This is a genomic window from Halomonas sp. LMYGS-3 (assembly GCF_059509875.1).
This window is the reverse complement of the sequence record NZ_JCAKFQ010000007.1, coordinates 119707-133317: the sequence shown is the minus strand read 5'-3', so window position 1 is coordinate 133317 and position 13611 is coordinate 119707. Positions and strand designations below refer to the sequence as shown.

12 protein-coding genes are annotated in these 13611 nt (G+C 65.7%); 8 read left to right on the top strand and 4 right to left on the bottom strand.

The annotated features are described in order from the left end of the window. Positions 1 to 155 precede the first annotated feature (155 nt). From AC5W54_RS09015 to AC5W54_RS09000, 4 genes are all read left to right on the top strand, one after another. Complete coding sequence (locus tag AC5W54_RS09015) at positions 156 to 1664, top strand: NfeD family protein (RefSeq protein ID WP_495961742.1); 1509 nt, start codon at positions 156 to 158, stop codon at positions 1662 to 1664. A gap of 58 nt (positions 1665 to 1722) precedes the next feature. Next, positions 1723 to 2526, top strand: a complete 804-nt coding sequence (locus AC5W54_RS09010; protein ID WP_495961741.1) for a slipin family protein — start codon at positions 1723 to 1725, stop codon at positions 2524 to 2526. A 415-nt stretch (positions 2527 to 2941) separates the two neighbouring features. Then, complete coding sequence (locus AC5W54_RS09005; protein ID WP_495961740.1) at positions 2942 to 4432, top strand: SulP family inorganic anion transporter; 1491 nt, start codon at positions 2942 to 2944, stop codon at positions 4430 to 4432. Positions 4433 to 4565: 133 nt separating this feature from the next. After that, positions 4566 to 5420: a universal stress protein gene (locus AC5W54_RS09000; protein WP_495961739.1), complete on the top strand. Its 855-nt coding sequence runs from the start codon at positions 4566 to 4568 to the stop codon at positions 5418 to 5420. A 57-nt stretch (positions 5421 to 5477) separates the two neighbouring features. Here AC5W54_RS09000 and AC5W54_RS08995 read toward each other — a convergent pair whose 3' ends face one another. After that, positions 5478 to 6671, bottom strand: coding sequence for an MFS transporter (locus tag AC5W54_RS08995; protein WP_495961738.1), 1194 nt, complete (start codon positions 6669 to 6671; stop codon positions 5478 to 5480). Between the two features lie 157 nt (positions 6672 to 6828). On the opposite strand from AC5W54_RS08995, the gene AC5W54_RS08990 reads away from it, so the two are divergent. Continuing rightward, positions 6829 to 7170: a TraR/DksA family transcriptional regulator gene (locus AC5W54_RS08990; RefSeq protein ID WP_495961737.1), complete on the top strand. Its 342-nt coding sequence runs from the start codon at positions 6829 to 6831 to the stop codon at positions 7168 to 7170. Positions 7171 to 7248: 78 nt separating this feature from the next. Further along, complete coding sequence (locus AC5W54_RS08985; RefSeq protein WP_495961736.1) at positions 7249 to 7620, top strand: RidA family protein; 372 nt, start codon at positions 7249 to 7251, stop codon at positions 7618 to 7620. Positions 7621 to 7731: 111 nt separating this feature from the next. On the opposite strand, the gene AC5W54_RS08980 is transcribed toward AC5W54_RS08985, so the two are convergent. Beyond that, the gene (locus AC5W54_RS08980) at positions 7732 to 8358 is read right to left on the bottom strand and encodes a pyridoxamine 5'-phosphate oxidase family protein (protein ID WP_495961735.1); all 627 of its coding nucleotides are present in this window, start codon (positions 8356 to 8358) and stop codon (positions 7732 to 7734) included. Between the two features lie 30 nt (positions 8359 to 8388). Next, positions 8389 to 9468 (bottom strand): class I SAM-dependent methyltransferase, encoded by a 1080-nt coding sequence (locus AC5W54_RS08975; RefSeq protein WP_495961734.1) that lies wholly within the window; start codon positions 9466 to 9468, stop codon positions 8389 to 8391. Between the two features lie 203 nt (positions 9469 to 9671). On the opposite strand from AC5W54_RS08975, the gene AC5W54_RS08970 reads away from it, so the two are divergent. Continuing rightward, a complete protein-coding gene (locus AC5W54_RS08970) occupies positions 9672 to 10652 on the top strand; it encodes an AraC family transcriptional regulator (protein ID WP_495961733.1) in 981 nt (326 codons plus the stop codon). 152 nt (positions 10653 to 10804) lie between these two features. Further along, the gene (locus tag AC5W54_RS08965; protein WP_495961732.1) at positions 10805 to 12400 is read left to right on the top strand and encodes a solute:sodium symporter family transporter; all 1596 of its coding nucleotides are present in this window, start codon (positions 10805 to 10807) and stop codon (positions 12398 to 12400) included. Positions 12401 to 13107: 707 nt separating this feature from the next. Here AC5W54_RS08965 and AC5W54_RS08960 read toward each other — a convergent pair. After that, on the bottom strand, positions 13108 to 13551 hold the full coding sequence (locus tag AC5W54_RS08960) for an excinuclease ATPase subunit (protein ID WP_495961731.1): 444 nt from the start codon (positions 13549 to 13551) through the stop codon (positions 13108 to 13110). Between the last annotated feature and the right edge of the window lie 60 nt (positions 13552 to 13611).

The window sequence follows — 13611 nt, the reverse complement described above, 5'->3', positions numbered from 1 at the left end:
CGACGACCGCGGTTGCGGTGGCCCGCTGTTGCGGTGGAGTCGTTCTTCTGCCTACGCTGATATCGGCAACGGCTGAACCACGGTGCGCGATTGCGACTCTCAAGGGCAGAAGACGCAGGGCAGGGCACATTATGACGAGTGGACTCCGCGGGGCCATGACCAGGCGCATGCTGCTGCTGTTCAGCCTGCTGTGTCTGGGAGTGGGTGGCCTGCTGGCTTGGCATGCCCATGCCCAGCAGGAGGAGCGGACCGCCCTGGTAATGACCATCGACGGGGCCATCGGGCCGGCCATCAGCGACTACTTCCAGCGCGGATTGCGCAAGGCCGAAGAGGGCAATGCCGAGCTGGTGGTGGTGCAGATGGACACCCCCGGCGGGCTCGATGCCTCCATGCGCAGCATGATCCGCAGCATGCTCAACGCTTCCGTGCCGGTGGCCATCTATGTCTCGCCCAGTGGTGCCCGCGCGGCCAGTGCGGGCACCTACCTGCTCTACGGCAGCCATGTGGCGGCGATGGCCCCGGCCACCCACCTGGGCTCGGCGACGCCAGTGCAGATAGGCGGTGGAGGCCTGCCGGGGCTGGGCGACGATGAGGAGGAGGATGACGGCAACGGCGGCGGTGTCCGGGCGGAGGAAGAGAGTGCCACCGGCGATGATGGTGATGCCGCCAACGGTGACGATGCCGCTGCCAGTGATGACGAGGAAGCCGTATCTGATGATGACGAGGCCAGTGAGGAGACCGCCGAGGGCCCGCGCCGCGGCGAGTCGGCCATGGAGCGCAAGGTGCTGGAGGATGCCGTCTCCTATATCCGCAGCCTCGCCGACCGCCATGGCCGCAACGCCGATTGGGCCGAGGAGGCGGTACGCGAGGCGGTCAACCTCACCTCTCGCGAGGCGCTGGAAAGGAATGTCATCGACGTGGTGGCCGGCGACATCGACGACCTGCTGGCACAGATCGATGGCCGAACGGTGGTGATGGAGCATGGCGAACGGACGCTGGAGACGAGCGAGCTGGTCATCGTGCGCTTCGATCCCGACTGGCGCACCGAACTGCTCTCGGTGATCACCAACCCCAATGTCGCCTATTTCCTGATGATCATCGGCTTCTACGGGCTGATCTTCGAGCTGTCCAATCCGGGCAGTCTGGTGCCGGGCACCATCGGCATCATCTGCCTGCTGCTGGCGCTGTTTGCCTTCCAGGTGCTGCCGATCAACTACGCGGGGCTGGCGCTGATCCTGGTGGGACTGGGGCTGATCGTGGGCGAGGCGCTGATGCCCAGTTTCGGCATATTGGGAATTGGCGGCATCGTCGCCTTCGTGATCGGATCGGTGATACTGATGGATGCGGAAAACCTGAGTGTCTCGCTGCCGATGATCGGCGGCATCGCCCTGCTGGCCGCCGCACTGATGCTGTGGGTCATGACGCGCTTCGTGGGGCTCAGGCGTCGGCCGGTGAGAACCGGCGAGGAGGAGCTCGTCGCCAGCGAGGCCACGGTGCTGGAGGATTTCGAGGGGCAGGGGCATGTCCGGCTGCACGGGGAGCGCTGGAAAGCCCGCAGTTCCCGGCCGCTGCGCAAGGGGCAGGTCGTGCGGGTGCAGGCCATCGACGGGCTGACCGTCGATGTCGCGCCGCTCGAGGAGAGTGACCGAGGCGGGAACGACTGAAGCGTTCGCGTCGTATCGTTCAAGGCGTACTGTTCAAGCCGTACAGGGAGAACCCGTCATGATGATTACCTATCTCGTTCCGGTCGTTCTGCTGCTCATGCTGCTCGCCGCCGCGATTCGTATCCTGCCGGAGTACAAGCGCGGCGTGGTGTTCTTCCTCGGCCGTTTCCAGGCGGTGAAGGGGCCGGGGCTGATCATCATCATCCCCGGCATCCAGAAGATGGATGTGGTCGACCTGCGGGTGATCACCATGGACGTACCGGAACAGGACGTGATCTCCCAGGACAACGTCACCGTCAAGGTCAATGCGGTGCTCTACTTTCGGGTAGTGGACCCGGAGAAGGCGATCATCCAGGTGGAGAATTACGTCAATGCCACCAGCCAGCTGGCCCAGACCACGCTGCGTTCGGTACTCGGCAAGCACGACCTGGACGAGATGCTCTCCGAGCGTGACAAGCTCAACGACGACATCCAGGAGATCATCGACAGCTCCGCCGAGGGGTGGGGGATCAAGGTGGCCAACGTCGAGATCAAGCATGTCGACCTCGACGAAAGCATGATCCGTGCCATTGCCCGCCAGGCCGAGGCCGAACGCGAGCGGCGCGCCAAGGTGATCCATGCCGAGGGCGAGCTGCAGGCCTCGAAGAAGCTGGTCCAGGCGGCCAACGTGATGTCAGAGAACTCCGCCGCCCTGCAACTGCGTTATCTACAGACCATGAGCGACATGAGCAACAAGAACGCCTCGACCATCGTGGTGCCGCTGCCCATGGACATCATGGAGGCCTTCCGGCAGATGAAGGCCTCCCCCGCGGCGCAGGCGCGTGCCGGCCAGGCGACACCGGATAGTGGCGACGACACCTGACCCGGCCAGTGCCACGGCCGGACGGCCGTGGCATTGCACCCTCGGGTGCACCGCAGCATGAGTTCTGGTAGACTCTTGCGCTCTTGTCGGGAGCGAGCGTTGGACTTTCGTCTCACGACGCCCCGTTGATCAAGAGCAGTTGATACAGAGCAAGGGAATCGACAGACCGTGATGACCCCCCTGGCAGGGCCGGCCACGCCGCCCTAGCGCAACCTCCTTCCTTATCCTGGCGATGCTGCGTCATCGCCCGACATCACGCCGATGTCCCGGGCGCCCCGCGCCCACCCTGTGAGCCATCCATCGCGACACGCCCGCCGCGAGCCGTGCCTGACCCGGCGTGGCCGAAGGCATGGCGTGCGACGGCAAGACCCCTGGCGCCTCACGGCATGACAATCACCCCAGACTGGACCGCAGCATGTACGAAAAAATGAAACTGAGCTGGTTCTCCAATCTCAAGGGCGACACCCTCTCCGGCATCGTCGTGGCCCTGGCGCTGATCCCGGAGGCCATCGCCTTCTCGATCATCGCCGGGGTCGACCCCAAGGTCGGCCTCTATGCCTCCTTCGCCATCTGCGTGATCATCGCCTTCACCGGCGGCCGGTCCGGCATGATTTCCGCGGCCACCGGGGCCATGGCGCTGTTGATGATCACCCTGGTCAAGGAACACGGCTTGCAGTACCTGCTGGCCGCCACCCTGCTCACTGGGGTGCTGCAGATCGTTGCGGGGTATCTCAAGCTCGCCGACCTGATGCGCTTCGTCTCGCGCTCGGTGGTCACCGGCTTCGTCAACGCCCTGGCGATCCTGATCTTCATGGCCCAACTTCCTGAATTAACTGGTGTTACATGGCATGTCTATGCCATGACCATCGCCGGCCTGGCCATCATCTACGGCTTCCCCTACGTGCCGGTGGTGGGCAAGTCGCTGCCGTCGCCGCTGGTGTGTATCGTGGTGTTGACCGCGATCTACATGATGACCGGCATGGAGATCCGCAGCGTGGGGGACATGGGCGAACTGCCGGACAGCCTGCCGGTGTTCCTGTGGCCCGACGTGCCGCTGAACCTCGAGACGTTGATGATCATCCTGCCCTACTCGCTGATGCTCACCGTGGTGGGCCTGCTCGAGTCGATGATGACCGCCACCATCATCGACGATCTGACGGATACCCAGAGCGACAAGAACCGCGAATGCAAGGGCCAGGGCATCGCCAACATCGGTGCCGGCCTGCTGGGCGGCATGGCGGGCTGCGCGATGATCGGCCAGTCGGTGATCAACATCAAGTCGGGCGGTCGTCGCCGTATGTCGACGCTGATCGCCGGTGTCGCCCTGCTGCTGATGGTGGTCTTCCTCGCCGACTGGGTGTCGCGGATCCCGATGGCGGCCCTGGTGGCGGTGATGATCATGGTGGCCATCGGTACCTTCAGCTGGAGTTCCATCCGCGACCTCAAGAAGCATCCCATGAGCACCAACATGGTGATGGTGGTTACCGTGGTGGTCACCGTGGGCACCCATAACCTGGCGATCGGCGTCTTCGTCGGCGTGCTGCTCGCCGCCATGAACTTCGCCAACAAGGTGGGCAATATCTTCTATATCGGCTCCGAGGAAACCGAACAGGGCCGCCATCGCGTCTACAAGGTGGTGGGGCAGGTGTTTTTCGCCTCCTCCGAGCGCTTCGGTAACGCCTTCGACTTCAAGGAGACCGTGGAGAAGGTGACCATCGATCTCTCGCGTGCCCACTTCTGGGACATCACCGCCGTCCAGGCCCTGGACCGGGTGGTGATCAAGTTCCGCCGCGAGGGTACCGAGGTGGAGCTGATCGGCCTCAACGAGGCGAGCGCCACCATCGTCGATCGCTATGCGGTGCATGACGACCCGGAAGCCGTCGAGAAGCTGATGGGCGGCCATTGATTCGTGACGAGACCCGCGCCAGCGGGCCGGCCTGCCTCTGTGATGCGCCGGCCCGATGGTGTAGAACTTGTGTAACGGCGGGTCGATACGATCGCACCCGCCGCCAACCCACGCCAGCTCGGGAAACGACAAGATGACAGATCAGGTGATGGCCGCCATCGACGGCTCGCAGTTCTCGGAAGGGGTGTGCGACTACGCGGCCTGGGCCAGCCTGGCGCTCGACGCGCCGCTGACCTTCCTGCACGTGGTGGACAACCACCCCCAAACCGCCGAGGCGGATCTCTCCGGCAACATTGGCCTGGGCTCCCGTGAGCACCTCCTCGAGGAGCTGGCCACCCTCGATGAGCAGCGCGCCAAGGTGGCCCAGGAGCAGGGTCGGCTGATGCTCAAGGCAGCCAAGGAGCGGGCCGTCGAGGACGGGGTGAGCGAGCCCGCCACCCGCCAGCGCAACGGCACCCTGGTGGAGACACTCGAGGAACTGGAAGGCGAGATCCGACTGCTGGTGGTGGGCAAGCGCGGCGAGACCGCCCATCAGGCCGTCGATCACCTGGGCTCCAACCTGGAGCGGGTGGTGCGCACCCTGCACCGGCCGATCCTGATGGTGCCCGAGGCCTTCAAGCGGCCGGAGAAGGTGATGATCGCCTTCGACGGCAGCAAGACCACCCGCAAGGGGGTGGAGATGCTGGCCAGGAGCCCGCTGTTCAACGGCATCCCCTGCCATGTGGTGATCGTCGGCGCCGAGACCGGCGACAACCGCTCCCAGCTCGACTGGGCGCTGGCGACCCTGAGTGACGCCGGCCACGAGGCCGAGGGCGCGATCCGCGCCGGTGAGGTGGAGGAGACCCTGCGTGCCTACCAGGCCGAGCATGACATCGACCTGCTGGTGATGGGGGCCTATGGCCACTCGCGCATCCGCCACCTGCTGGTGGGCAGCACCACCACCGCCATGCTGCGCAAGGCCAGCGTACCGGTGCTGCTGCTGCGCTGAGCCCCTGCCGCGACCGAGGCGCATGACACCGCCGGCCCCGGGGCCGGCGGTGTCGTGTCAGGGGGTCGTCGCTTCCGGGCTGGCCAGCACCCGCTGGGCGAGCACCCAGCCGATGACCAGAAACGCCAGCATGCCGGCCAGCACCAGGGGGAAGTCGGCACCGAGGTCCAGCGCCACGCCCAGTATCGCCGGGGCGATGCCGGTGGAAAATACCATGCAGGCGCTCAGGGTGGCGCGTACCGTGCCGAGATGCTCGGCCCCCCAGAGTCGCACCAGCAGGCTGGTGGCGATCGGTTCCTGGGCCCCCATGGCGAGCCCGCCACCGACCATCAGCGCCCAGACCCCGGCGTGGCCGCCGATCGCGAGGGCCACCACCAGTGCCAGCGCAAAGGGCAGCAGATAGAGCCGCGCCAGGCGCACCGGCCCCAGCTTGTCCACCCAGCGTCCGCCGAGCAGGGCGCCGGGCAGCTTGGCCAGCCCCATGCCGGTCAGTGCCAAGGCGTAGACGCCCAGGGTGCTGCCGAGGTCCGCGGTCATGCGCGCCTGGTAGATGAACAGCCCCGTCATGGTTACCGGCAGGATCATCAGCAGCGGCAGCAGGAACCAGAAGCGCCGGTCGCGGAAGGGGCGCGGGCCGCCACGGCGCTGGCCATGCTTAGGCCGTAGCCCCGGTGCCCCGGGCCAGGGGCCACGAATCAGCAATGGTATCCACAGGCCCGCCAGCACCAGCACGAAGAGCCACCAGAGTTCCCGCCAGCCGAGCCATACCAGCGCCGCCGCCATCAGCGGTGGCAGCGCCGTCTCGCCAAGCATGATGCCCATGCTGACCAGCCCCAGGGCGCGGCCGCGCATGGCCACGAACTCGCGCCCCGCCAGGGTGTTGCCCAGATGCGTCATCATCCCCTGGCCACACAGCCGCACCAGGCCCAGGCCGAGCAGCCCCAGCCCCCACCAGGGCGCGAGCGTCAGCAGCAGCACCCCGATCAGCAGCGTGCCGAGCACGATCACCGCGAAGCGTCGCGGCGGCACCCAGTCGATGCTGGGCCCCAGGCGCAGCATGGCGAAGCCGGCGATCAGGGTCACCAGGGCGTAGGCGCTGCCGAACTGACCGGCGGACAGGCCCAACCGCTCGCTGATCGGTACCTGAAACAGGCCGATGAAGAAGCTCTGGCCCAGGCTCGAGGAGAACAGCGCCAGGAAGGCGATGCCGAGCAGGCCGCGATGATCCCGCAGCAGGGTGCGGTAGCCCATGAAGACCTCCCTGTGATGCATGGGTGCGGTGGCCGCACCGCGATGGCAAGATGGGGCTTCCCCAGGTCGATTCGTCGAAGCGGCATATCATATCAGTCATCGCGGGGTGGTGGAGCGCCTTGCCGGCCCCCGTCACCCTGACGTCAGGGAGGTTGCCATGAATCATCCCGAACTCGAGATGGAAAGCGTCCGTGAACGACTCCGGACCATGCGCGCCGAACTGCTCGAGGAGAGCGAGTCGAGCCGCGACGCCCGGGATACCGTGGTGCTCGACCAGACCTCGGTGGGGCGGCTGTCGCGCATGGATGCCCTGCAGGGGCAGGCCATGGCCAAGGCCGAAGAGGAGCGGCGTCAACTGGCGCTGCGGCGCATCGCGGCGGCCCTGACACGCATCGACCGGGGCGAGTATGGCGAATGCATCGAGTGCGGCGAATGGATCGCCACGAAACGGCTCGAGTGGGATCCCCTGGTGCTCAAGTGCATCGACTGCGCCGAATGATGGGGTAGAATCGACTGCTTGTAGTTAACTCGGCAGATAGTAACGCTATATCCTTCCCGTCTTTCCGGAGAAAAACAGATGACCATCGTTCGGCACGACACCAAGGCGCGCATGAGCCGCGCCGTGATCCACAACGGCATCGCCTACCTGTGCGGGCAGGTGGCCGGCCCCGAGGCCCGCCACGGCGACATCACCGAGCAGACCGAGAGCATGCTGGCGCGCGTCGATGCCCTGCTGGCCGAGATCGGCTCCGACCGCGAGCACCTGCTCACCGCGACGATCTACCTCAAGGACGGCCACGACTTCGCGGCCATGAACGCGGTGTGGGACGCCTGGGTGCCCACCGGTCACGCCCCGGCCCGCACCTGCGTCTGCGCCCCCATGCCTGCCGACGAGCTGCGCGTGGAGGTCACCGTCACCGCCCTGGTGATCGGCGACTACAGCTACTGAGGGAGCCGCCGGCTCCCGAGCAGCCCTGAGGAACGGTGACAGGGATGCCGGTCCGCCAGCCCGGCCGGCATCCCCACCTGATCACGTCCCCACTCCTCGAGAGGTCGCCGTTCAATAGAGTCGCTCGCGTTCGTCGTTTGCCACGATCCGGTGCATCTCGTTTTCCGTGAGTTCGAGATTGCCGGCGTCGACCATCGTTTGTGCCAGGCGCGGCAATCCCTCGAGGTCCGGCCAATGTTCGGGTTGCCAGAGCTTCGAGCGAATCATGCACTTCGAACAATGAAAGAAGGCTTCCTCCACCTGGACCAGGATCGCCAGCCTCGGGCTTCTTCCGGCGATCGCCAGCGAGTCGAGCAGCGCCGGGTCCTGGGTAATGGTGGCCGTGCCGCTGACGCGCAGGGTTTCGGTCTTGCCGGGGATCAGGAAGATCAATCCGACCTTGGGATTCGTCAGGATGTTCTCCATCGAGTCGGCACGGTGATTCCCCGGCCGATCGGGAATGGCGAGGGTCCGGGCATCGAGAATCTTGACGAAACCCGCGGGGTCCCCCTTGGGCGAGATGTCGACATTGCCTTGGGCATCGGCCGAGGCGAGCAGCATGAAGGGCGAGCGCCCGATGAACAGGGCGCAGTGCCTGTCCAGAGCGGACAGGCACTTGCGGGTCACGAGTTCACTGGGCTCCGGCAGCACGGCACGCAACTGCTGCCGGGTTTCGACAAGCTTGTGGAATCGGGTCATGGCCGCCTCCCGTAGGACTCATCATGGAATTCAGGGACGCGCTTCCAGCACCATGTTCACCTCCGTCTGCGTGGCCCGTCGCACCTGCCGAAACCCCGCTTCCTTCAAGATTTCGGTCAGCCTTCGCTCACCCGCCTGCGCGCCCAGCGCCAGCCCTACCTCCTGGGCCCGCGAGGCCGGGGTGCAGATGATGGTCGAAGCGGAGTAGAAGATCTGCCCGAGCAAATGCAGGTTGTCGGTCAGGTGATCGCCGGCGAGGGGCTCGACCAGCATCAGGGTGCCATCGGGCTTCAGGCGTTCGCGAAGGCGCCGTGCCGCGCCGACGGGGTCGCCCATGTCGTGCAGGGCGTCGAACATGCAGATCAGGTCGAAGCCGTCATCGGCAATGTCCTTGGCCGTCGAGGTGATGAAGCGTGTGTTCGCTGCCGTGCCTGCCGCAGTAGCCTTTTCCGTGGCAATGCCGATCGAGGGCGCGTGAAAGTCATAGCCGTAGAAGGTGGAGTTCGGAAAGGCCTGTGCCATCAACACCGTGGACGAGCCGTGTCCACAACCCACATCGGCGACCTTGCCGCCCGCGACGAGCTTTTCCGTCACGCCCTCGAGTGCCGGCAGCCAGGCGTCGACGAGATTCGCGGCATAGCCCGGCCGGAAGAAACGATCGGTGCCGCAGAAGCAGCAGCCGTGGTGTTCTCCCCAGTCCCGACCGTCACCGGAGCGCAGGGTGTCCACCGCCTTGTCATGGGTGGTGAATTGCGAGACCAGCAGTTGGAAGAAGCCCTGCATGCAGGCGGGATGGCCTTCCTGCGCGAGTACGATGGCCTGTTCCGGGGTGAGGGAGAAGGTATCGTCTTCCGGGTGATAGAGCACGTAGCCCGCCGCCGCCTGGGCGCTGAGCCATTCCCGCAGATAGCGCTCGTCGACCTTGCCCCGTCGGGCGAGTTCCGTGGTGCTGCAGGGGCCGATATCGCGCAAGGTGCGGTAGACACCGGTCTGATCGCCCAGGAAGGAGAGCAGGACGGCGAAGGAGCCGCCGATGTCTTCCATCACCTTGTCTACGAAGGCTCCGAGGCGCTCTTCGTTGACCTGTACAGATACGGTTGCGCTGTCCATAGTGATTCCTCTGTCATGTGAGACCGGCGCGGGCTCCAGCCGCCAGCCGGGTTGGGGAGCGCTCGAATACGGCGAGCGTGAGACGAAGCTTGGCTGGCCGGGACGTTACTGGACATGACCGGGCGGCCGGGTTTCTTGCCCGATCGTCCGGATCTTGCGCTCGGCGCGTGTCGCCGCAGGGAATCGGGCCGCGGGGGGGCATCATGAAAGAGGACATCCTGTCCGAGGTGCTGCGCTCCGTGAGCCTGTCGGGGGCGGTATTCTTCGACGTCGCCGCGTCTTCGCCCTGGGTGGCCGAAGCGCCGGCCGCTGCCTCGCTGCTGCCACTGGTGATGCCGAATGCGCAACACCTCATCGAGTATCACGTGATTACCAGCGGCTGCGGTTGGGCAACGCTGATCGATTCGCCGGAGGATCCGGTACGGCTGGCGCCCGGGAGCGTGATCATGTTTCCCCAGGGCGACCCGCACGCGCTGTCCAGCCGCCCGCAAATGCGGGCGGAGCCCAACGTCGGCCTCTTCGCTCAACCCGCGGAACTGTCGCCCCCTTTCTATATCGAGCAATTCGGTGGCGGCCCCGAGCAGACGAGGCTCATCTGTGGGTTCCTTGGCTGCGACCTGTTGCCGTTCAATCCCGTGATCCAGGCGCTGCCGCGCATGGTGCATATTCCCGATGGCTATACAGCCGGCGATGGCTGGTTGAGCAGCCTGATCCAGGCAATCATGACGGAGAGCCGCCGCCAGCGCGTCGGGGTCGACAACGTGCTGGCACGACTCAGTGAGCTGCTCTTCATCGAAGTGGTGCGCAGCCACATGGAGTCGCTTCCCGACGATGCCACCGGCTGGTTGGCCGCGCTGGCGGACCCTCACGTCGGGCGCATCATCCGCCTGCTGCACGAGAATCCGCAACGAGCCTGGACCCTGGACACCCTCGCCAGGGAAGCGGCCGTTTCCCGAACCGTGCTGGTGAGCCGTTTCACAGAACGCGTCGGCGTCGCGCCCATGACCTATCTCTGCCACTGGCGCATGCAGGTGGCGGCGGGCAAGCTGACCCGTGGCGGTGCCAGCATCGCGCAGATCGCCTCAGACGTCGGCTACGAATCCGAGGCGGCCTTCAGCCGCGCCTTCAAGCGCAGCACCGGCCTTGCCCCCGGCGCCTGGCGGTCGAGCCGTTTTTATTCGTAATATTACGAATGTTAAAGACTTGAAATAGACGAAAGTCGCATATTATTTGCGGGTCATCTGCCTAGAATCTCGTTGTTTATCAATGTCCGACATTGTGGTCCGCGCCACGGTGCAGGCTGAACCTTCCACGTCGACCCCGGAGCGAGACCTCCATGCATGCGTTGACCCTGGCGTCCTTCCTGTTCTTCACTGGACTGGTCGCCCTCATCACCTGGCGCCTCACGCGGCGCGACGATCACGAGAGCACCAGCGGCTACTTCCTCGCCGGGCGCTCCCTGACCTTCCCGCTGATCGCCGGCTCGCTGCTGATGACCAACCTCTCCACCGAGCAGATGGTCGGCCTCAACGGTGCCGCCTTCGCCGACGGCCTGAGCGTGATGGCCTGGGAAGTGGTGGCGGTGATCGCCCTGGTGGCGCTGGCGCTGTTCTTCCTGCCGCGCTTCCTGCGTAGCGGCATCGCCACCCTGCCGCAGTTGCTGGCGATTCGCTTCGACGCCGGCACCCAGCTGATCACCAACGTGATCTTCTTGATCGCTTATGCGGTGATCCTGCTGCCGATCATCCTCTACTCCGGGGCCATGGGCCTGCAGGGCATGCTCGACCTCCAGGGGCTCACCGGCATCCAGTCGCCCACTGCGCTGCTGTGGCTGACGGTGTGGGTCGTCGGCATCATCGGGTCCCTCTATGCGCTGTTCGGGGGGCTGCGCACCGTGGCGGTGTCCGATACCCTGAACGGCGTCGGCCTGCTGGTCGGTGGCTTCGTGATCGTCTACTTCGGCCTGCAGGCGGTGAGCGGCGACGGTGGCCTGCTGGAGGGCTGGAACATCCTCAAGGAGAGCGACCCGGACAAGCTCAACTCCATTGGCGGTGCCGAGCAGCAGGTGCCGTTCTTCACCCTGTTCACCGGCGTGTTCCTGATCAACCTCTTCTACTGGACCACCAACCAGCAGATCATCCAGCGGACCTTCGCCGCGAAGACCCTCGCCGAGGGGCAGAAGGGCGTGCTGCTGACCGGCTTCTTCAAGCTGCTCGGCCCGCTCTATCTGGTGCTGCCGGGGATCATCGCCTACCACCTCTACGCCGAGCAGGGCGTGCGCGCCGACGAGGCCTATGGCCATCTGGTGTTCAATGTACTGCCGCCCTACCTCACCGGTTTCTTCGCCGCGGTGATGGTCGGCGCCATCCTGTCGTCCTTCAACTCGGCGCTCAACAGTACCACTACCATCTTCAGCCTCGGCATCTACAAGGGGGTGCTCAAGAAGGACGCCTCCGAGGAGCAGGTGGTGAAGTCGGGCAAGGTGTTCGGCTGGATCATGGCCATCACCACCATGACCATCGCCCCGCTGCTGGCCGGGCAGGAGAGCCTGTTCGGCTACCTGCAGAAGATGAACGCCATCTACTTCATCCCGATCCTGGCGGTGGTGATCGTGGGGCTGCTGACCAGACGGGTGCCGCCCATGGCTGCCAAGGTCGCCCTGATCGGCGGTTGCCTGCTGATCGCCGCCGGCTACTTCGTGCCGCCGTTCGACAAGCTGCCGGAGATCATGCACGAGTTCCACTTCGTGGCCGGGGTCTTCGTGCTGCTGGTGGGGATCATGCTGCTCATCGGCAGGCTGCGGCCGCGGGCCACCGACTGGGTGCATGAATACAGCGGCGACGTCGATCTGACCCCCTGGCGGGGGGCGGTGCCAGCCGGGGGCGTGCTGGTGGTGCTGGTGATCATCATCTACGCGGCCTTCGCCGGCTGACGAGCCGTGGCCGGCGACCGGAGATGGAGCCCCGCGATGCGGGGCTTCGTCGCGTCAGGCGGGGCGGTCCCCGCCGAGCTGGCCGTCTTTATCTTCGTGGCCTGTCTGGGGAAGCCAGCTTTCCGCGATCGCCAGCCGGGGGGAGTGAATGAATGCATAGTCGGCGCTGGTAGCTGCAGATGCTCAATGTCCAGCCGTCGTGCTGCCACTGCCACGCCTGGACTCCGCCGCCGGGAAGCAACCGTGAGAGTCTCGTTTCCAGTACGCTGCCTGGGGGCCGGCCAGAGAGACAGTCGAGCTTGAACAGGGCTTCGTGCAGTGTCCAGGCGCGATAGAACGCACCCAGTGGGCTGGCCGCCTCGAGAATGGCACGGCGTACCCTGGCTTCGGGCAACAGGTCGACCAGCTCCGCCAGGCGAGCACCGTGCCTGGGACGAGCATGCTCGAGGTCGATGCCGACCGGCACCGTGGCGAGCCCCGCCACGACGCGTCCATCACGATGACTCAGGCAAGCACGCCAGGGCATGGGGAGTGCGGGGTGTCGCGGCGCCCCCTGCCCCCTGGGCGACCAGTCGGCCAGAGGGCAGTCGAGGCCACGACGTGCGGCGAGCCGAGACAACAGCTCGCGCCCGAGCCGAGACAGGCAGGCTCCGCTGCTGGCAGGGGGAGCCTGCGCCAGGATCAGCTCCAGGTGAGCCTTCATCCGCTCAACGCAGGGTGACGACGTCGCCGCGCAGGGCTACCCCGGCCATCACTGCCCCGGCATGGCATTCATACTCGGTTCGCGACGCCATGGTGTTGCGCTTGTAGTAGCTCTCGATATTGATCACGGCATTGCCGCCCTCCGCCCTGACGCGCTCCTGCAGGCTGAGCAGTGCCGAGAGCATGACCCAACGGCAGGCCTCCTCGTCGCTCTTGTTGAAGGCATTGGTCTTCTTGTTGGTGACGTAGTTGCCGTGCTCGGCGACGACCTCACCGTGGTCGGCATCGGCGAACACGAAGCGGATCTCGGGATCGAGGCGCTCCCTGGCCGCGGAGGTGTTCATGGCTTCCTCGATCGACAGCAGGTGCCGGGTATCCCTGGCCTGTGCCGTAGCGGCCAGTGCCAAGCCGCCGATCAGAAGGGTGAGCGATAGCAGTCCCCTGGTCATTTATCATTCCTTGCGTTCAGGTAGGTGAGCGGTGCCGGTCGTCGGCACCTCGGGCATGCC

Excerpts from the sequence above, each read along its gene's own strand:
- AC5W54_RS09010 (WP_495961741.1), top strand. The coding sequence starts at position 1,723 with ATGATGATTACCTATCTCGTTCCGGTCGTTCTGCTGCTCATGCTGCTC.
- AC5W54_RS08980 (WP_495961735.1), bottom strand. The coding sequence starts at position 8,358 with ATGACCCGATTCCACAAGCTTGTCGAAACCCGGCAGCAGTTGCGTGCC.
- AC5W54_RS09000 (WP_495961739.1), top strand. The coding sequence starts at position 4,566 with ATGACAGATCAGGTGATGGCCGCCATCGACGGCTCGCAGTTCTCGGAA.
- AC5W54_RS08970 (WP_495961733.1), top strand. The coding sequence starts at position 9,672 with ATGAAAGAGGACATCCTGTCCGAGGTGCTGCGCTCCGTGAGCCTGTCG.
- AC5W54_RS08995 (WP_495961738.1), bottom strand. The coding sequence starts at position 6,671 with ATGGGCTACCGCACCCTGCTGCGGGATCATCGCGGCCTGCTCGGCATC.
- AC5W54_RS08985 (WP_495961736.1), top strand. The coding sequence starts at position 7,249 with ATGACCATCGTTCGGCACGACACCAAGGCGCGCATGAGCCGCGCCGTG.
- AC5W54_RS08990 (WP_495961737.1), top strand. The coding sequence starts at position 6,829 with ATGAATCATCCCGAACTCGAGATGGAAAGCGTCCGTGAACGACTCCGG.
- AC5W54_RS08975 (WP_495961734.1), bottom strand. The coding sequence starts at position 9,468 with ATGGACAGCGCAACCGTATCTGTACAGGTCAACGAAGAGCGCCTCGGA.
- AC5W54_RS09005 (WP_495961740.1), top strand. The coding sequence starts at position 2,942 with ATGTACGAAAAAATGAAACTGAGCTGGTTCTCCAATCTCAAGGGCGAC.
- AC5W54_RS08960 (WP_495961731.1), bottom strand. The coding sequence starts at position 13,551 with ATGACCAGGGGACTGCTATCGCTCACCCTTCTGATCGGCGGCTTGGCA.
- AC5W54_RS08965 (WP_495961732.1), top strand. The coding sequence starts at position 10,805 with ATGCATGCGTTGACCCTGGCGTCCTTCCTGTTCTTCACTGGACTGGTC.
- AC5W54_RS09015 (WP_495961742.1), top strand. The coding sequence starts at position 156 with ATGACCAGGCGCATGCTGCTGCTGTTCAGCCTGCTGTGTCTGGGAGTG.